Source organism: Qipengyuania sp. (assembly GCF_042095715.1).
GTDB lineage: Bacteria > Pseudomonadota > Alphaproteobacteria > Sphingomonadales > Sphingomonadaceae > Qipengyuania.
This window is the reverse complement of record NZ_JBELMO010000046.1, coordinates 1-17,085: the sequence shown is the minus strand read 5'-3', so window position 1 is coordinate 17,085 and position 17,085 is coordinate 1. Positions and strand designations below refer to the sequence as shown.

Below are 17,085 nucleotides of genomic sequence, written 5' to 3'. Positions count from 1 at the left end.
ATGGACCTCGGTATCGCCGGTCGCCACGCCGTCGTCTGCGCATCGAGCAGGGGCCTCGGCCGTGCCTGTGCGGAGGCGCTGGCGCGGGCGGGATGCTCTGTCGTCGTGAACGGCCGCGATGGCGATGTGCTGGAGACCACCGCCGCCGCCATCCGGTCAGACACGGGTGCGACGGTCACGGCCATCGCCGGTGATGTGACGGAGCCCGCGGTTCGCGAGCGCCTGTTGAAGGTGGCGGATGTCGATATCCTTGTGACGAATGCCGGTGGTCCTCCGCTCGCCGATTTTCGCGACTTGTCCGCCGAGGCAATCCGCGCAGGCGTGGAAGCGCAGATGGTGACGCCGATCGCGCTGGTGCAGGCGGTTGCGGACGGCATGGTCGGGCGGGGCTTCGGCCGGATCGTCAACATCACTTCGGCGAGCGTGTTGACCGGTATCGAGAAACTCGACCTTTCTTCGGGCGCGCGCGCCGGACTGACTGCGTTTTTATCCGGTGTCGCGCGCCAGCTGGTATCCGCCGATGTCACCATCAACAATCTGTTGCCGGGCAACTTCGACACCGACAGGCAGGATTCCATTATCGAAAAGGCTGCCTCTGCCAGCGGCCGGACCATAGAGGACGTGCGTAAGGCTCGGGAAAAAGCGGGTCCGGCCAAGCGGTTCGGTCGACCGGAGGAGTTCGGGGCCGCGTGCGCATTCCTCGCCAGCGCGCATGCCGGCTTCATCACGGGGCAGAACCTCCTGATGGACGGCGGCGCCTTCACAGCAAATTTTTAACGGATATCGGCCAGATTTTGACAGCGCCCCCCTTCGTGCTACACCCCTTGCATCATCGGACGCGCCGCCCATATGGGTGGTCGCGTCGATGCGTGCGCGGAAAGGCGGTTGACGCTGCGTCGGAATCGCATTAAGCGCGCCGTTCATTCGACAGGTTCGGGTCGGTCCGGCAGGCGGCAGCCTCATCAGCGCGCCATCCGGCCTTTTTGCGTTAGGCGCCCCTGCTGACGGATGAATTCGCGATGAGATAGGGTCGCCCGTTCGGGCAAGGCCCTGTGGAGCATGGAGAAGTAAGTGGCTCGTATTGCCGGGATCAACATCCCAACCAACAAGCGCGTGATCATCGCGCTGACCTACATTCACGGTATCGGCCGCAAGACGGCCGTCGAGATCGCAGACAAGCTCGGTATCGATCACGCTCGCCGCGTGGCCGATCTTTCCGACGAGGAAGTTCTGCGCATCCGTGAGACGATCGACGCGGACTACGCTGTCGAGGGTGACCTTCGTCGCGAAACCGCGATGAACATCAAGCGCCTGATGGACCTGCGTTCCTATCGCGGTCTTCGCCATCGCGCCGGTCTCCCGGTCCGCGGCCAACGCACGCACACCAATGCGCGCACCCGCAAGGGCAAGGCCAAGCCGATCGCCGGCAAGAAGAAGTAAGACCGGCTTCGTTTTTTCCGTCCTGGACCGTGGTCCAAGCGGTCCATGTCTCGACGTTAGGATTTTCAAATGGCACGCGAACCCAACCGCATCCGCCGGCGTGAGCGCAAGAACATCACCAGCGGTGTCGCGCACATCAACGCCAGCTTCAACAACACCATGATCACCATCACCGACGCGCAGGGCAATGCGATCAGCTGGTCCAGCGCCGGCATGATGGGTTTCAAGGGCAGCCGCAAGTCGACCCCCTATGCTGCACAGGTGGCAGCGGACGACGCCGGCAAGAAGGCCGCCGAACACGGCGTCCGCACCCTCGAAGTCGAAGTCAAGGGCCCCGGCTCGGGCCGTGAGAGCGCGCTGCGCGGTCTCGCCGCCGTCGGTTTCACCATCACTTCGATCCGTGACGTAACCCCCATCCCGCACAACGGGGTGAGGCCGTCCAAGCGTCGTCGCGTCTGATCCGTACCTGGCCGGTGCGGTTTCTGGCCGCATCGCCGCTCTTTCACGGACCGGACGCGCTTTCGAAGCGCTCCGGTCCCGCCCGTTTTAAGCGCTACCCAGCGAATTAGGGGATATCCATGGCCGTCAACAGCAAGAACTGGCAGGAACTCAAGAAGCCGACCAACCTCGAGGTCAAGGACACGGCCGCCAAGGGCCGCAAGACGACGTTCGTCGCCGAGCCGCTGGAGCGTGGCTTCGGTCTGACCCTTGGTAACGCGCTGCGTCGCGTGCTGCTTTCCAGCCTTCAGGGCGCGGCGATCACCTCGATCAAGATCGAGGGCGTTCTGCACGAATTCTCCTCGCTCGCCGGCGTGCGCGAGGACGTCACCGACATCGTGCTAAACGTGAAGCAGATCGCGCTCAAGATGGAAGGCGAGGGCATGAAGCGCCTGCAGCTTTCCGCTACCGGGCCGGGCGAAGTGACCGCAGGCGATATCGCTGTTTCCGGCGATATCGAGGTGATGAACAAGGATCTCGTGATCTGTCACCTGGATGACGGCGCAACTCTCAATATGGAACTCACCGCCAATGCCGGTAAGGGCTATCAGCCCGCCGTCATGAACCGTCCGGTCGATGCGCCGATCGGCCTGATCCCGGTGGACAGCCTGTATTCGCCGGTCCGCCAGGTCAGCTACAAGGTCGAGAATGCCCGCGTCGGCCAGGAACTGGACTACGACAAGCTGAGCCTGACCATCGAGACCGATGGCACGGTGACGCCCGAGGACGCGGTGGCCTATGCCGCACGCATCCTTCAGGACCAGCTGAGCCTGTTCGTCCACTTCGAGGAAGGCATCCCGCAGCCCACCGCCGGCCCGATGATCGGTCAGGCTGCCGAGGTGCAGGAAAGCGACACCAACACTCTCAACCGTTACCTTCTCAAGAAGGTCGACGAGCTGGAGCTGTCGGTTCGTTCGGCCAACTGCCTCAAGAACGACAACATCATCTACATCGGCGACCTGGTCCAGAAGACCGAGGCCGAGATGCTTCGCACGCCGAACTTCGGCCGCAAGAGCCTGAACGAGATCAAGGAAGTCCTGAGCTCGATGGGTCTGCGCCTTGGCATGGACATCCCTGGCTGGCCGCCGGAAAACATCGAGGAAATGGCCAAAAAGCTCGAGCAGGAGCTGTTGGGCTAACCCTCGGCATAAAGGGTTATGGGCGGTGACCCGATACTGCCGCCCGGACCGGGCTACCTGACACGGGCCCCTTACGAACGGAGAATACGAAATGCGTCACGGAATTTCTGGCCGCAAGCTGCAGCGCAAGACGGGTCACCGCCACGCCATGTTCCGCAACATGGCCGCCGCGCTGATTAAGCATGAGCAGATCATGACCACGCTGCCCAAGGCGAAGGAAATGCGCCCCTACATCGAAAAGCTGATCACGCTGGCGAAGCGTGGCGGCCTTTCGAACCGCCGTCTGGCCATGAGCCGTTTGCAGGACGAGACGCAGCTGAAGAAGCTGTTCGACGTTCTCGCCGAGCGCTATGCCGACCGCGAGGGTGGTTACACGCGCGTGATCAAGGCCGGCTATCGCGCCAGCGACGCCGCGCAGATGGCGGTGATCGAGTTCGTCGACCGCGACGTCGATGCCAAGGGGCAGGATTCCGGCCCCGTCATGAACGCTGACGAGGACGAATACGAGAACGCCTGAGGCGCTTTCGCATTGGCATGATTTTGGGGTCGCGGGGAAACTCGCGGCCCCTTTTCATTGCGGCCTGACCTGCCTAGGTTCTTCCCTGACGCCCCCGAACGAAGGGGCAAATATCTCGGAAGGGTCTTTCCAATCATGCATCGCCTGCTAACCGCCGCATCCCTTGTCGCCCTGGCAACCTCTCCCGCATCGGCGCAAACGGATGGGTCAACGAATTCGGCCGCAGCGGCCTCAGCGGAATCCTCTTCCATGTCATACCCCGAAACCCGCCGCGGTGATGTTGTCGATGAAACCTTCGGGGAGCGCGTGGCCGATCCCTATCGCTGGCTCGAGAACGATGTTCGCGAGGACCCGGAAGTCGCCCAATGGGTCGAAAGTCAGAACGCGGTCACCGAGGCGGCGCTGGCGCAATTGCCCGGGCACGACTGGCTGACCGAAACCCTGACCGAGCTCATCGATTACGAGCGATACGGCATCCCGACCCGGGCGGGCGGGACGTATTTCTACAGCTACAATCCGGGCCTACTCAATCAGGCTCAACTGTTCGTGCGCGATGGCTGGGATGGAGAAGCGCGCTTGCTGATCGATCCAAACAAATGGGCGGAGGATGGCGCCACCGCGCTGTCCGGATACGAACCATCCGGCAACGGCAAATATCTGGCGTATGAAATCCAGGACGGGGGCACGGACTGGCGCATCATCCGCGTGATGGATGTCGCGACCGGCCGGGTACTGGACGACGAGCTGCGCTGGGCGAAGTACAGCGGGAGCATTCAGTGGATGGGGGACGAGGGGTTCTTTTATTCCAAGTTCCCCGCCACCGGGGAGAAGCCCGACTTCCAGTCCCTGGCTTACAACCAGGCTGTTTATTACCACAAGGTCGGTACACCGCAGAGCGCGGACGTCGAGGTCTACGCCACACCCGATGAGAAGGAATATGGCCATTATCTTTCCCTGAGCAGCGACGAGAAATGGGGCACGATCATCTCGTCCGTCGGCACCGACAGCCGTTACGAGGTCCATACGATCGACCTCAGCAAGGGCTCGACGGAGAAGGGATGGACCGCAAGAACGGCAGTATCCGGCTTCGACAACGCCTGGAACCCGATCGATGTCGTAGGGACCACTGCCTATTTCGTCACCAACAAGGATGCACCGCGCTATCGCGTCGTAAAGACGGATCTATCCGCCGCAACGCCCGAATGGACAACCGTGGTGGCGGAGACCGAACAACCGATCGATGGAGCGTCGATCGTTGGGGACAAGCTGGTGCTGACTTATCTCAAGGATGCCACCACGCGCGCTGCCGTCTATACGCTCGATGGCAAGCCGCTGCGCGATATCGCGCTCGGCGAGCTGGGCACGGCGGGGGGCTTTTCCGGTAAACCCGGTGAGAACGAGACCTTCTACAGCTTCACCAGCTTCACCCGCCCCGCGACGATCTATCGCCTGGACTTGGGCACGGGGGAGCAACAGGTCTTCGCCGAACCGAAGATGAGCTTCGACCCTGATGGCTTCGAAGCAACGCAGGTTTTCTATCCATCCAAGGATGGAACCAAGATCCCGATGTTCATCGTGCGAAAGAAGGGCATCACCGGCCCCGCGCCGACGCTTCTTTACGGATATGGTGGTTTCGACATCTCGCTGACCCCCGGCTTTTCGGCAACCCGCATGGCGTGGCTGGAAGCCGGCGGCACCTATGCGCTCGCGAATTTGCGTGGCGGTGGCGAATACGGAAAGGCGTGGCACGATGGCGGGCGCCTCGCGAACAAGCAGAATGTCTTCGACGACTTCGCCTGGGCGGGCAAATATCTGAAGGCGAACGGCTACACGACGTCCGATGGCCTCGCGATCCAGGGTGGTTCCAATGGAGGCTTGCTGGTCGGCGCCACCGTCAATCAGAATCCGGAGCTGATCGACGCGGCGAGCCCCGCTGTCGGCGTGATGGATATGCTTCGTTTCGATCAGTTCACGGCCGGAAGGTACTGGGTGGATGACTATGGCTATCCGTCCAAGGAAGCGGACTGGCGGATCCTTCGCGCCTATTCACCCTACCACAATCTTCGGCCGGGCGTTGCCTATCCGCCCGTTCTGGTGACCACGGCAGACACCGACGATCGCGTGGTGCCGGGCCACAGCTTCAAATATACCGCTCGCCTTCAGCAAGTCGATCCGAATGGGGCCCCCCACCTGATCCGCATCGAAACGCGGGCGGGGCATGGAAGCGGGAAGCCGACCGACAAGATCATTGCCGAGGGAGCGGATGTGCTGGCTTTCCTCGCCTATCACACCGGACTTGAGCTTCCGCCAACGGAATAGAGGGCGTGTTCATAAAAGGTGGATTATTTATGAACATTCGCTGTCGGCGCGCTTCAGCTTAGGCGCATGGTCGATGGTCTATACCTTAAATCACGCTGCGGCACACGGTTGCGGCAAAGAAATGAGGAACAGATCATGAGCACCATTTCCAAAGCATTGGTCGGAACCCTCGCGGCTGGCGCGATGGTAATGGTTCCGGCTCTTCCTGCGGCGGCACGCGACAGGTACGACGACAATCGCGGCATCAGCGCGGGCGAAGTCATCGCAGGCGCAGTTATTCTTGGCGGTATCGCGGCCGTTGCATCCTCGATTGGCAACAACAATCGCCGCGACGATCGCTATTACCGCGACGGCCGATATGGCTACTACAACGGCAATCCTCGCGCCGCAGTCGAGCAATGCGTCGGCGCCGTGCGTCAGGACGCGAGCCGGCGTGGCTATCGCTACACCCAGGTGACCGACATTCGCGATGTGGACGACACGCGCTATGGCTGGAGAGTGAAGGGCCGGATGACGGTGCAAGGTAGCCGGGGTGGCTACTACGACCGCGGCGGATATTATTCCCGGGATCGGCGCGACCTTGGCTACTATAACAGCCGCTATGATCGCCGTGCCGATGATGGCCGGTTCACCTGCTACATCGACCGGGGCCGGGTCGCGAGGGTGGACTACAGCGGTATCCGCGGTCTTTGAACGGCACACAGCCAAGCCAGGCGGTTCAGCCCAGATTTAGGCTGAGCCGCCTAGCTCTAATGGGTTCAAGCGTTCGCGTGGTGGAGCGAGCCGTCAGGGGATCGAAAACATGAAGGCCATCTCCCTTTCCATTGCCGCTCTTGCATCGGCATCGCTGCTGGCGATGCCTGCCAGTGCGGCGGTCATGCCCATCGGCCGCACCGCTGACGTCGCTTCGACTGCCTTGCGCTCCGCCGAGCATTCCGGTTGGGGGCGTTATCGGCGCCATAACCGGGTCGATGCGGGCGACATTCTCGCCGGTGTCCTGGTGCTGGGTGGGATCGCAGCCGTGGCCAGTGCCGCCTCGCGCGCCAACCGGCGCGATCGCGGCTATCCCTATCCGCAGCGTTACCCCGACCAGCGCCCGCAATATCGCACCGATGCGCGCGGGATCGACGGCGCGGTCGACATGTGCGTGCGCGAGATCGAACGCAACGCGCGGGTTGCCAGCGTGGATAGCGTGGAGCGGAATGCGAGCGGTTGGCGCGTGACGGGCTCGATGGCCTCGGGCGGCTTCTTCGATTGTTCCATCGGCGCGGATGGCCGGATCGACCGACTGGACACGGATGCGGCACCCGGTGCGCGTGGCGGCGCCTCCTATGGGGTGGAGGATCGCCAGTATGACGACGACGCCTATTATTCCGCTCGCGCGCGGATGGATGCTGCGCCCACGCAGCAGGGGGCGCTGCCGGCCTATCCCGGCGGCCCTTTACCGGGTGAGGTCGACGGTGACCTTCCCGACTATCCCGGCGAACAATACCCCGGCGCCTGAACCGGCTTACCGGCGGCGTTCCAGGTTGTAGGCCGGGAGCGCCCACTGCCAGCGGATGGCGGCTGTTCGCAGCAGGAAACCGGCGGTGGCGGCGGCGATCCAACCCGCCCATCGCACCAGCCCCAGCGCATCGCTGGCCACGCAGAGCGCCGCCGACAGGGCAGCAGCCGTCACATAGAGTTCAGGCCGCATGATGATCGACGGGCGCCCCGCGATGACATCGCGAATGATGCCCCCCGCGCAGCCCGTGACCACGCCCATCACGAAGGCCGGTACCGGCGGGATGCCGTAACTCAGCGCCTTGGCCGATCCCAGCACGGCATAGGCGGTGAGGCCCAGGCCGTCTGCATAATCCAGCAATTTCGCCGGCCACAGATGAAGTGGCGCAACCCAGACGATGACCGCGGTTGCCACGCAGGCCGCCGCCACCCAGCGATCGTGCACCCAGAACACCGGGGCATCGATCAGCAGATCGCGCACCGTGCCGCCGCCGACCCCGGTTATCAGGGCGAAGAAAGCCATGGTGACGAATGTCTGGCGCTCGCGCGCGGCCGCCAACGCTCCGGAAAGCGCGAAAACGGCCACACCGGCCAGGTCCAGCCAGTCGAGAACCGGCGTCGGGATGATTGCGTCCATCAGCTGGGCCTCGCCCTGCGGCGGCGAAACATCAAGACGCCACCGAGTACCACCATGCCCAGCGAAAGAAGCGCTGAGACGATCAATACGGGATGGTGGGTATCCTCGCGGGTCTGCAGATCCATGATGTGCAGACCCCACATGAAATCGTAGAACCGCCACCACCGCGTACGCACGGCCTCGATCGCGCCGCTGTCCTCGCCGACATAGACGTGCGTGCCGTCCCGCAGGGTCACCTGCCATACCGCGACCGGCCGGCGGAAGTCGAACGGCGCGTCCTCGGCGGCGAAGCGGCGCGTGCCTGCAATCGCATCCCCGCCGACGATTTCGCGGACTACCAGTGCCCGGGCCTCCGTCTCCGTAATATCGCCCATCGGCCGGCCTGTGGTGGCATCGTATCGGTCCACGCTGCCATCTGGCCGCGTGACCAGGGTGACAAAGCGCCCGTTCTGCATGAAGCTTCGCATTTCGACCGCCTGCGCGGACCTGTCCGGCTGAAACGCGATCGGGCGGGGATTGCCGCTGAACGCTTGCCGTGTCTGCTCGATGCGGAGATGATTGCCCCGCACCTCTTCGATGGGCTTCGCCACCATCGTGAGGCCGCTGACGACCCACAGCAGCAAGGGCACGCCCGCGAGCCAGCCCAGCCAGATGTGCCATCTGGCGAAATTTCGCATTCGCCTAGCCATCAGACATTACCCGATTCGTTCGTGTCGAAGAGCTGTTTCGGGCGAGACATGGACCACTTGGACCACGGTCCAGGGGACAGAATAACCGCACTCTCGCGTGCTTCCACAGCGGCGATACGGCGGGCGAAACGGGCAGCGGAGCGAAGCATAGCGCCGCAAGCCTAGGCAGATCGGCAGGCGATAGGAAAGCCCCCTGTCGCCAAATCGCGCAATTACGGGGCGGGCAGTGTAATCGATGCCTGACCTTCCCCCCACACGGGCAGATACAGGCCTTGTCCCGCGGCCTTGAGCTTGCCGGTCCTGGCCTTGTCGATCTCGGCCCGAATGATCAGGTCGCCTTCACGCTTTTCCGAAATCGCGCGTGAAACCTTGCCCAGCAGTTCCGAATAATCCTTCTCGAAATTCTGAGCCAGCGCAGTGCCGACCGTCTGGGAAAAGCCGGGCGTTCCCGCCAGTTTCAGCAGCAGGTCCGCGCCGCGACTGTCGGTATCGCCGCGCACGTCCACCTCGGTGAAATCCACCTTCCGCGATCCCGGTTGATTCACCGGGCGACCGGTCAGCCAGATCTTGCCGGTGGCACCGGAATAATCGGTATCGCGTGGCACCGCGCTGAAGGTAACCCCGGCGGCGATCCGCCCGCCGGTGGTTCCATAGATCTCCACATCGCCGAAGCGAGCCATGACCGGACCTATTCCGGGAATGTCGAAGGGCCGCGCCTGGCGTTTTCGCAATGCCTTGGCAACCACCGGTTCGAGTTGTTTGTAATCCGCGATGACGGGGATGAAGAACACCATGCGCCCGGCATTCTGCGAAAGCGGAGCCATGCGGGGGAGGGGGGTGCGTTTCGGATCGGCGGGGCGATCCCCGACAAAGGTCTGCGTCAGCGCCTCCATGCCGATGTCGAGCGAAAGCCGCGTGCCGGTCAGCGTATAGCCGCCATATTGCAGCGCCTGCGGGGTCACGCGCATCCAGACCGGGGGATTGGCGCGGTTGAGCTGGAGCGAGGTGAAGGCCTTGCCCCAGAGCTTGTCCACCTGCTCGCGCAATTTCAGCTTGCCGAGTTCGGCAGGCAGCGTGCGTTCGAGCCTGGCGATGACCTTGCGCAGTTCCTTGTCCGCATCCTTGGTGAATTCGATCCGCTGGCCGATGAAGTCGATATGCGGTTCGTCGGTCCAGCTATAGTTCAGATCGACCGTCCCCACGGGGTTCCAGTTCCGGTCCAGATCGATCCTCATGCGCGCGCTGGCAGTGGCATCGGCGCTGGCGGTCTCCTGGCTCAATATGCCGCCGATATCCTTTGCCTGCACGGTCGCATGGACCGGGAACGTCACCAGGATATCTTTCCCGCGCCCTTCGAACCTGAGCTTGCCGCGGGTCACCGCACCGGTCAGGTCGCATTTGATTGTCGGCGTTTTCAATTTGACGAAGGCAACCTTCACCTTCTTCGACGCGACACACGTCTCGTCGGGGCGGTCGATGGTGTAGAGCGTGCGAGGCACCTCTTTTTCGAGTGCCGTAGCCAGCCCGGAAAGATCGACGGTGATCGGAACGGCTATGACCGATTCCTGCGCGGGCACCTCAATGGAGTCAGTAGCGCGCGGCGGGGGCCCCGTATCGCCGCCTCTGGAGCATCCGGACAAGAAAGCGACCACGATGAGCAGGGACGCTGCCGATACGTATCTGATCACGCGGCACCAACCTTTTTGCAAGCCAGGTCCGCCGCTTAGCGCGAAAATGCGGGCCCGTCGCGATTCTTCGCACACAGATAGCCGAGGGCAAGGCCGTATCCGAGAATCGGTGCTGCGCCATAGCCGATCAGCGCGCTGGGATAATTGGAAACGATGCCCGCGAAGCAGAATCCGAACAGGCTGCCCGCCAGCGCCTTGCGCGAAGCGTCCGGGCCAGGCACCGCGCTCGCCATCAGGAAGAAGCTCGCGACCAGCGCAACCAGAAGGCCCAGCGCGCCCACCGGATCGGTTCGCGCCAGAAGAAAAATGACCCGCTCCACGAAAGGCTGCGGGGGAAGTTCGCCCTGTATGGCTGCGACCAGGCTGATGACGAAGGCGACTGCTGCAAAGGCGCCGTAACGCCAGTCCTTGGTCGCATCATAGAGGCCGAATGCCGCCAGCATCAGTGCGGCGCCGGTCGCCATATCCGGCTGGAGGAACGCGGCCAGCAAAGCGACGGAAAGGAGGGCCGGCGCATATTCCGGCTCCTTGCCGAGCAGCACGACCAGCAGCGGCACCATGAGCATTCCGGCGTGAAGCGTGACGGGGCCGAGCGGCAGCCAGCGAGCGACACCGTCTATCGCAGGGCCGGTCAGGAGCGGGACGAAAAGCAAAACCAATGTGCACATCAGCAGCACGCGGCGTACGACCGTGCCACCTTGCGGAGGCGCCAGTGCGATCCAGACAGCGGCCAGCACCAGCGATCCGCCGTTGACCGCCAGATAGCTGGATGGCGCATCGAACGTCCATAGATAGGCCAGGCCAGCCAAGACCGGGATCGCCAGCGCCAGCACGGCCATTGCCCGGCCCTTCATTCCATTCCCCCCAGCATTGCCGTTTCGGCGGCGTAATCGAACATGTCCCAGGGGTAGGCGGCCAGTTGCGGGAAGGCGGTGCGCCAGTCCGCAGTGAGCCGGCCCTCATTCGACCGATACGCCAGCCAGTCGACGGCAGGTACCACTGCCTTTTCGTATCGTGAGGGCGCGATCCCCAGCGTCTCTACCGCACGGCTGCCATCCAGTATCATGGGAGCGGGTATCGACCAGGGTGTCCTGCCTGCTCCGCTCGCTGGGGTCCCGTCCATCGGGACCAACGCACATCGCATGCCCATGCGGCTGGAAATGGCCTGCCCGATTTCGAGCACGCTGGGCGAATCCGCGTCGGCGAGATTGTATATGCCGGTGGCCCCGCGCTCGGCTGCGGCCAGTGCAGCATCGCCGATCAACGCCGCAGCGGTAGTCTGGAAACGGCTTTTGCCTTGGTAAGCCAGCGGTATCTGCTCGCGGCTGTCGAGCAGGCGCTTTACGAACCACCATTCTCGCGGGTGGCGTGAATAGGGGCCGTGGATCGCACAGGGCCGCAAGATGGTCGCGCGCTGTCCGAACCGGGCGATGGCGTCCCGCTCCATAGCGATCTTGCGGGTCGAATAGGTTTGCGGTCCGGCGGAAACCGTCGGCTGATCTTCGGTAATGCGGGCTGGAAACGCAGGAAAACCGTTGCTCGCGGCTTCGTCCAGGGTGCGCCCCTGTTCATCGCGATAGACGCTGACCGAGGAGACGAGGATGAGGCGTCCGACCAGCGACGGATCGTACCTTGCGGTATCGCTGGCGTCGAAGGCGATCGTATCGACCACGACATCGGCGGAAGGGGCCGTATCGCGCCCAGCGACATGGCTTTCGAAACGTGCCTCTTCCAACGGCCAGTCCGGCAGGCTGCGCGCCAGCACGCGCACGCGCCATCCAGCCGAAGAAAAAGCCTGCGTTGCCGCTAACCCGATCTGCCCGGCACCGACGATGGCGACGGTGCCGGGCATCGGATCAGATGTGGATCGGCTTGCCCGTCACCGCCATGGCGGCTTCCTTGACCGCTTCGCTGTGCGTCGGGTGCGCGTGGCAGGTGTAGGCGATGTCTTCGCTGGTGGCACCGAATTCCATCGCGAGTGCCGCCTCGGCGATCATCGTGCCGGCGGGAACGGCGATGGCCCACACGCCAAGCACGCGGTCGGTTTCCGCATCGGCGATGATCTTGACCAGCCCATCGGGCTCGTGATTGGTCTTGGCGCGGCTGTTCGCCATCATCGGGAACTTGCCGACCTTGATGTCGCCCTGTTCTTTCGCCTGTTCCTCGGTCAGGCCAACACCGGCGATTTCCGGCCAGGTGTAGACCACGCTGGGGATCACATCGTGGTTCACGATGCCGGTGAGGCCGGCGATGTTTTCGGCTACCGCGATGCCTTCATCCTCCGCCTTGTGCGCCAGCATGGGGCCGGGGATGACATCGCCGATGGCCCACACGCCATCGACCTTGGTGGAGAAATTGTGGTCGGTCTCGATCTGGCCGCGCTTGTTGAGTTCGAGCCCGATGGCATCGAGGCCAAGCTTGTCGGTATTGGGCTTGCGGCCGATGGAGACCAGCACGCAATCGGCCTCCAGCGTTTCGCTCTCGCCGCCTGCGGCCGGTTCCATGGTCAGCACCGCCTTCTTGCCCTTGACGGTGCAGCCGGTCACCTTGGTCGACAGCTTGAAGTCGATGCCCTGCTTCTTGAAGACCTTGCGCGCTTCCTTGCGGATGTCGCCGTCCATGCCGGGCAGCACTTCGTCGAGGAATTCGATACAGGTGACTTCGGCGCCCAGGCGGCGCCACACGCTACCCAGTTCCAGCCCGATCACGCCCGCGCCGATCACGACCATCTTTTGCGGCACTTCGGGTAGTTCCAGCGCGCCGGTGCTGTCGACTACGATGTGCTGGGAATTGTCGACCTCGACATTGGGGAGTGGGGTGACGGAGGAGCCGGTGGCGATGACGATGTTCTTCGCCGTCTTGGTTTCGCCGTTCACCTCGACGGTGTGCGCGTCCTTGAAGGCGGCATGGCCCTGAAGCCAGTCGACCTTGTTCTTCTTGAACAGGAAGGCCACGCCCTTGGTCAGTCCCTCGACCGCGTCGAGGCGCTGGGCATGCATCTTGTCGAGGTTGAGCGTGGGCTTCACCTCGATGCCCATCTTCTCCATCGTGCCGTTCGACGCCGCATCGAAATATTCGCTGGCGTGGAGCATCGCCTTGGACGGGATGCAGCCGACGTTGAGGCAGGTGCCGCCCAGAGTGTCACGGCTTTCGGCGCAGGCCGTCTTGAGCCCGAGCTGCGCGGCGCGGATCGCGGCCACATAGCCACCCGGGCCGGCTCCGATGACGAGAACGTCGTAGTCGTATTGGGTATTGCTCATCAGCTTTCTGCCTTGTTCGTTTTCGCATCGCCACGAAGCCCCAGGGCCTCGTCGGCGCATTGCGTAATGATAGTCTGAAGCGCGGAATCGTCTCCGCTCATGAGCGCCGTCACGCTCAGTTCCTCGCGCGCGCGGCGGCTGGCGCAATCGCAGATCTGGTCGCCGACCTCCGCCAAGGGGCCGCCGTCATCCATGTACCGGACGCAACTGGCCTTGAGCTGAGCGGTCAAGCCCCCGCTGCCTTCCGCGCCCGCACCGCCGGCTCCCACATCGCTCTGCCCGCAGGCGGCGAGCGCCAATACGAGGGTGGCGGCGAGGGGGAGGCGCGGTATGATAACCATTGGAAAATCCTTACAGATCGATCAGCATCCTTGCAGGATCCTCGATCGCTTCCTTGATGATCTTGAGCGCGGTCACGGCCTCGCGTCCATCGATCAGGCGGTGATCATAGGACAGCGCAATATACATCATTGGGCGGATCTCGACCTTGCCGTCGATCGCCACCGGGCGGTCCTCGATACGGTGGAGGCCGAGGACGGCGCTCTGCGGCGGGTTGATGATCGGGGTGCTCATCAGCGATCCGAACACACCGCCGTTGGAGATCGTGAAGGTGCCGCCCTTCATATCGTCCATGGTCAGCGTACCGTCCTTGGCGCGCGCGCCGAAGTCGGCGATGTCCTTCTCGATTTGCGCGAAACCCTTCTTGTCGGCATCGCGCACCACCGGCACTACGAGCCCGTTGGGGGCGCTGACCGCGACCGAGATGTCGACATAGTCGTGATAAACGATCTCGTCGCCCTCGATATAGGCGTTGACGCTGGGGACGTCCTTCAGCGCGAGGCAGGACGCCTTGGCGAAGAAGCCCATGAAACCCAGGCGGATGTCGTGCTTCTTGGCGAACAGGTCCTTGTAGCGGTTGCGGGTTTCCATCACCGCCGACATGTCGACATCGTTGAAGGTGGTGAGCAGCGCGGCATTGTCCTGCGCGCCCTTCAGCCGCTTGGCGATGGTTTGGCGCATCCGCGTCATCTTGACGCGTTCCTCGCGGCGCTCGCCCGAAGCGGTTGCGGCCGGTGCGGGCGCCGGGGCGGGCGAGGGCGTCGGGGCCGGCTCGCTCTTCCTTGATTGCGCCGCGGCCAGCACGTCTTCCTTGGTCAGCCGGCCATCCCGGCCGCTGCCCTTGATCTGGGTGGGATCGACCCCGTGTTCCAGCACCGCGCGGCGCACGGCGGGCGACATGGTGACGGCATCGCCGCCACTCCCTCCGCCACCGCTTTCGGTCCCGGTCGCTTCCTTGGCCTGCGCGGGGGCGGCTTTCTCGACGCCCTTGTCAGGCACCGACGCCTTCGGCGCTTCGTCCTTGCTGGGCTCGTTCTTGGCCGCGGGCGCATCGCCCGCTTCGACGGTGGCGAGCACGGCGCCGACCTCAACCGTATCGCCTACGGCCACTTTCAGTTCGCCGAGAACGCCGGCAATGGGGCTTGGCACCTCGACCGCGACCTTGTCGGTTTCCAGGCTGGCGATGGGCTCGTCCTGCTTCACCGCGTCGCCCGGCTGCTTGAGCCATTCGCCGACGGTGGCTTCGGTCACGGATTCGCCGAGCGTGGGTACTGTGATGTCCTGGGCCATTTGGTTTCTCTGGTCTCTTTCAGGTCCGAATGATGGGTATCAGTTGCCGCGGGCCGCAGCGCCGCCGTCGGCCAGGCCGAGAGCGATGGAAACCAGCGCTTCCTGCTGAACCTTGTGGCGATTGGCGAGGCCGGTGGCCGGGCTGGCGGCGACTTCGCGCCCGGCATAGGAGGGGCGCATGCCCTGCTTGCCGGCTGCTTCCGCCGCTTCTTCGATCAGGCGATCGACGAAGAACCAGGCGCCGTTATTCTTGGGTTCTTCCTGGCACCAGACGACGGTTTCCAGATTGGTCATCTTCGCCAGACGGGCCGCAAGCGGATCGCCGGGGAAGGGATAAAGCTGCTCGATCCGCACGATCGACACATCGTCCAGCCCTTCCTCGTCGCGCTTTTGAATGAGGTCGTAGGCCACCTTCCCGCTGCACAGGACGAGGCGCTTTACCTTGTCGTCGGCGATCGTCTTCGTATCGGAAACGATGCGGCGGAAATGGCTCTCGCCGGTAAATTCGTTTGCCGTGGATTTCGCCATGGGATGCCGCAACAGGCTCTTGGGCGTCATGATGACCAGAGGCTTCCTGAACGGGCGCAGCATCTGACGGCGCAGTACATGGAAGTAATTGGCCGGCACGGTGATGTTGCACACGCACATGTTGTCGTTGGCGCACAGTTGCAGGAAGCGTTCGAGCCGCGCGGAGCTGTGTTCCGGACCCTGTCCTTCGTAACCGTGCGGCAGCAGCATAACGAGGCCGTTCGCGCGCAGCCACTTCACCTCGCCCGAGGCGATGAACTGGTCGATCATGATCTGCGCGCCATTGGCGAAATCGCCGAACTGCGCTTCCCACATTACTAGGCTCTTCGGATCGGCCATGGCAAAGCCGTATTCGAAGCCGAGCACGCCATATTCGGACAGCGGGCTGTCATAGACTTCGAACTTGCCATGCGGCAGCGTGGCGAGCGGAATATATTTTCGCTCGTCGGTCTGATCGACCCACACCGCGTGCCTCTGACTGAATGTACCGCGCCCGGAATCCTGACCGGACAGGCGCACGCCATATCCTTCGGTCACGAGACTGCCGAAGGCCAGCGCCTCTGCCGTCGCCCAGTCGAAGCCTTCGCCTTTTTCGAACATCTCGCGCTTGGCGTCGATCACGCGGTTCAGCGTCTTGTGCACGGTGAGATCGTCGGGGACGGTTGTCAGCGTGCGACCGAGGCTGGCGAGCAGCTTGTCGCCGATTCCGCTCTCCACGCTGCGCCGCGCATTCTCCGGATCGGCGGGCTTGTTGAGGCCCGCCCAGCGCCCGCCGAACCAGTCCGCCTCGTTCGGACGATAGCTCTTGGCGGCGGAGAATTCTTTCTCCAGACTATCGGTAAATTCGTCGATCAGCCCGTCGGCGTAGCCATCTTCGATCACGCCTTCCTCTTCCAGCCGCGCGGCGTAAAGCTCGCTGACCTTGGGGTGCTTGCGAATGCGATCGTACATCATCGGCTGGGTGAAGCTGGGCTCGTCGCCCTCGTTGTGGCCGAAGCGGCGATAGCACCACATGTCGATCACGATGTCGCGACCGAAGACCTGACGGTATTCGACGGCCAGCTTGCAGGCAAAAGTCACCGCTTCGGGATCGTCGCCGTTGACGTGCAGGATCGGCGCCATCACGCCCTTCGCGACATCGCTGGGATAGGGGCTGGAGCGACCGAACTGCGGGCTGGTGGTGAAGCCGATCTGGTTATTGATGACGAAGTGCAGGCAACCGCCGGTGTTGTAGCCGC

Annotated in this window: 17 protein-coding genes; 8 read left to right on the top strand and 9 right to left on the bottom strand. The window is 63.4% G+C overall.

The features are described 5' to 3' along the window. The 8 genes from ACFDTG_RS11180 (at window position 1) to ACFDTG_RS11145 (ending at window position 7,417) form a co-directional block, all read left to right on the top strand. Window positions 1-777: an SDR family oxidoreductase gene (locus ACFDTG_RS11180; protein ID WP_375291126.1), complete on the top strand. Its 777-nt coding sequence runs from the start codon at window positions 1-3 to the stop codon at window positions 775-777. A gap of 294 nt (window positions 778-1,071) precedes the next feature. Continuing rightward, the gene (gene rpsM / locus ACFDTG_RS11175; protein WP_375291125.1) at window positions 1,072-1,440 is read left to right on the top strand and encodes a 30S ribosomal protein S13; all 369 of its coding nucleotides are present in this window, start codon (window positions 1,072-1,074) and stop codon (window positions 1,438-1,440) included. Between the two features lie 69 nt (window positions 1,441-1,509). Beyond that, complete coding sequence (gene rpsK / locus ACFDTG_RS11170) at window positions 1,510-1,899, top strand: 30S ribosomal protein S11 (RefSeq protein ID WP_375291124.1); 390 nt, start codon at window positions 1,510-1,512, stop codon at window positions 1,897-1,899. Between the two features lie 119 nt (window positions 1,900-2,018). Continuing rightward, a complete protein-coding gene (locus ACFDTG_RS11165; protein WP_375291123.1) occupies window positions 2,019-3,077 on the top strand; it encodes a DNA-directed RNA polymerase subunit alpha in 1,059 nt (352 codons plus the stop codon). Window positions 3,078-3,168: 91 nt separating this feature from the next. Next, entirely contained in the window at window positions 3,169-3,594 is a 426-nt protein-coding gene (rplQ, locus tag ACFDTG_RS11160) for a 50S ribosomal protein L17 (RefSeq protein WP_375291122.1), read from the top strand. A gap of 135 nt (window positions 3,595-3,729) precedes the next feature. Beyond that, window positions 3,730-5,913: a prolyl oligopeptidase family protein gene (locus ACFDTG_RS11155; RefSeq protein ID WP_375291121.1), complete on the top strand. Its 2,184-nt coding sequence runs from the start codon at window positions 3,730-3,732 to the stop codon at window positions 5,911-5,913. Window positions 5,914-6,048: 135 nt separating this feature from the next. Beyond that, window positions 6,049-6,606: a hypothetical protein gene (locus ACFDTG_RS11150; RefSeq protein ID WP_375291120.1), complete on the top strand. Its 558-nt coding sequence runs from the start codon at window positions 6,049-6,051 to the stop codon at window positions 6,604-6,606. Between the two features lie 109 nt (window positions 6,607-6,715). Continuing rightward, window positions 6,716-7,417, top strand: a complete 702-nt coding sequence (locus ACFDTG_RS11145; RefSeq protein WP_375291119.1) for a hypothetical protein — start codon at window positions 6,716-6,718, stop codon at window positions 7,415-7,417. Between the two features lie 6 nt (window positions 7,418-7,423). On the opposite strand, the gene ACFDTG_RS11140 is transcribed toward ACFDTG_RS11145, so the two are convergent. From ACFDTG_RS11140 to ACFDTG_RS11100, 9 genes are all read right to left on the bottom strand, one after another. After that, window positions 7,424-8,053: a trimeric intracellular cation channel family protein gene (locus ACFDTG_RS11140; protein WP_375291118.1), complete on the bottom strand. Its 630-nt coding sequence runs from the start codon at window positions 8,051-8,053 to the stop codon at window positions 7,424-7,426. After that, a complete protein-coding gene (locus tag ACFDTG_RS11135) occupies window positions 8,053-8,730 on the bottom strand; it encodes a hypothetical protein (RefSeq protein ID WP_375291117.1) in 678 nt (225 codons plus the stop codon). The genes ACFDTG_RS11140 and ACFDTG_RS11135 overlap by 1 nt, the downstream gene beginning before the upstream one ends. A 224-nt stretch (window positions 8,731-8,954) precedes the next feature. Next, on the bottom strand, window positions 8,955-10,430 hold the full coding sequence (locus ACFDTG_RS11130; RefSeq protein WP_375291116.1) for a DUF4403 family protein: 1,476 nt from the start codon (window positions 10,428-10,430) through the stop codon (window positions 8,955-8,957). Between the two features lie 35 nt (window positions 10,431-10,465). Beyond that, entirely contained in the window at window positions 10,466-11,284 is an 819-nt protein-coding gene (locus ACFDTG_RS11125) for a hypothetical protein (protein ID WP_375291115.1), read from the bottom strand. Further along, on the bottom strand, window positions 11,281-12,282 hold the full coding sequence (locus ACFDTG_RS11120; protein ID WP_375291114.1) for an NAD-dependent epimerase/dehydratase family protein: 1,002 nt from the start codon (window positions 12,280-12,282) through the stop codon (window positions 11,281-11,283). The genes ACFDTG_RS11125 and ACFDTG_RS11120 overlap by 4 nt, the downstream gene beginning before the upstream one ends. 4 nt (window positions 12,283-12,286) lie before the next feature. Then, window positions 12,287-13,690: a dihydrolipoyl dehydrogenase gene (gene lpdA / locus ACFDTG_RS11115; protein ID WP_375291113.1), complete on the bottom strand. Its 1,404-nt coding sequence runs from the start codon at window positions 13,688-13,690 to the stop codon at window positions 12,287-12,289. Beyond that, window positions 13,690-14,031 (bottom strand): hypothetical protein, encoded by a 342-nt coding sequence (locus ACFDTG_RS11110; RefSeq protein WP_375291112.1) that lies wholly within the window; start codon window positions 14,029-14,031, stop codon window positions 13,690-13,692. Before ACFDTG_RS11110 ends, lpdA begins: the two co-directional genes overlap by 1 nt. 10 nt (window positions 14,032-14,041) lie before the next feature. Then, a complete protein-coding gene (odhB, locus tag ACFDTG_RS11105; RefSeq protein WP_375291111.1) occupies window positions 14,042-15,319 on the bottom strand; it encodes a 2-oxoglutarate dehydrogenase complex dihydrolipoyllysine-residue succinyltransferase in 1,278 nt (425 codons plus the stop codon). Between the two features lie 39 nt (window positions 15,320-15,358). Continuing rightward, the coding region (locus tag ACFDTG_RS11100; RefSeq protein WP_375291110.1) for a 2-oxoglutarate dehydrogenase E1 component at window positions 15,359-17,085 on the bottom strand (1,727 nt) is incomplete at its 5' end.

Coding starts and splice junctions, on each gene's coding strand:
- ACFDTG_RS11180 (WP_375291126.1), top strand. CDS start 1: ATGGACCTCGGTATCGCCGGTCGCCACGCCGTCGTCTGCGCATCGAGC.
- rpsK (WP_375291124.1), top strand. CDS start 1,510: ATGGCACGCGAACCCAACCGCATCCGCCGGCGTGAGCGCAAGAACATC.
- ACFDTG_RS11165 (WP_375291123.1), top strand. CDS start 2,019: ATGGCCGTCAACAGCAAGAACTGGCAGGAACTCAAGAAGCCGACCAAC.
- rplQ (WP_375291122.1), top strand. CDS start 3,169: ATGCGTCACGGAATTTCTGGCCGCAAGCTGCAGCGCAAGACGGGTCAC.
- ACFDTG_RS11155 (WP_375291121.1), top strand. CDS start 3,730: ATGCATCGCCTGCTAACCGCCGCATCCCTTGTCGCCCTGGCAACCTCT.
- ACFDTG_RS11150 (WP_375291120.1), top strand. CDS start 6,049: ATGAGCACCATTTCCAAAGCATTGGTCGGAACCCTCGCGGCTGGCGCG.
- ACFDTG_RS11145 (WP_375291119.1), top strand. CDS start 6,716: ATGAAGGCCATCTCCCTTTCCATTGCCGCTCTTGCATCGGCATCGCTG.
- ACFDTG_RS11140 (WP_375291118.1), bottom strand. CDS start 8,053: ATGGACGCAATCATCCCGACGCCGGTTCTCGACTGGCTGGACCTGGCC.
- ACFDTG_RS11135 (WP_375291117.1), bottom strand. CDS start 8,730: ATGCGAAATTTCGCCAGATGGCACATCTGGCTGGGCTGGCTCGCGGGC.
- ACFDTG_RS11125 (WP_375291115.1), bottom strand. CDS start 11,284: ATGAAGGGCCGGGCAATGGCCGTGCTGGCGCTGGCGATCCCGGTCTTG.
- ACFDTG_RS11120 (WP_375291114.1), bottom strand. CDS start 12,282: ATGCCCGGCACCGTCGCCATCGTCGGTGCCGGGCAGATCGGGTTAGCG.
- lpdA (WP_375291113.1), bottom strand. CDS start 13,690: ATGAGCAATACCCAATACGACTACGACGTTCTCGTCATCGGAGCCGGC.
- ACFDTG_RS11110 (WP_375291112.1), bottom strand. CDS start 14,031: ATGGTTATCATACCGCGCCTCCCCCTCGCCGCCACCCTCGTATTGGCG.
- odhB (WP_375291111.1), bottom strand. CDS start 15,319: ATGGCCCAGGACATCACAGTACCCACGCTCGGCGAATCCGTGACCGAA.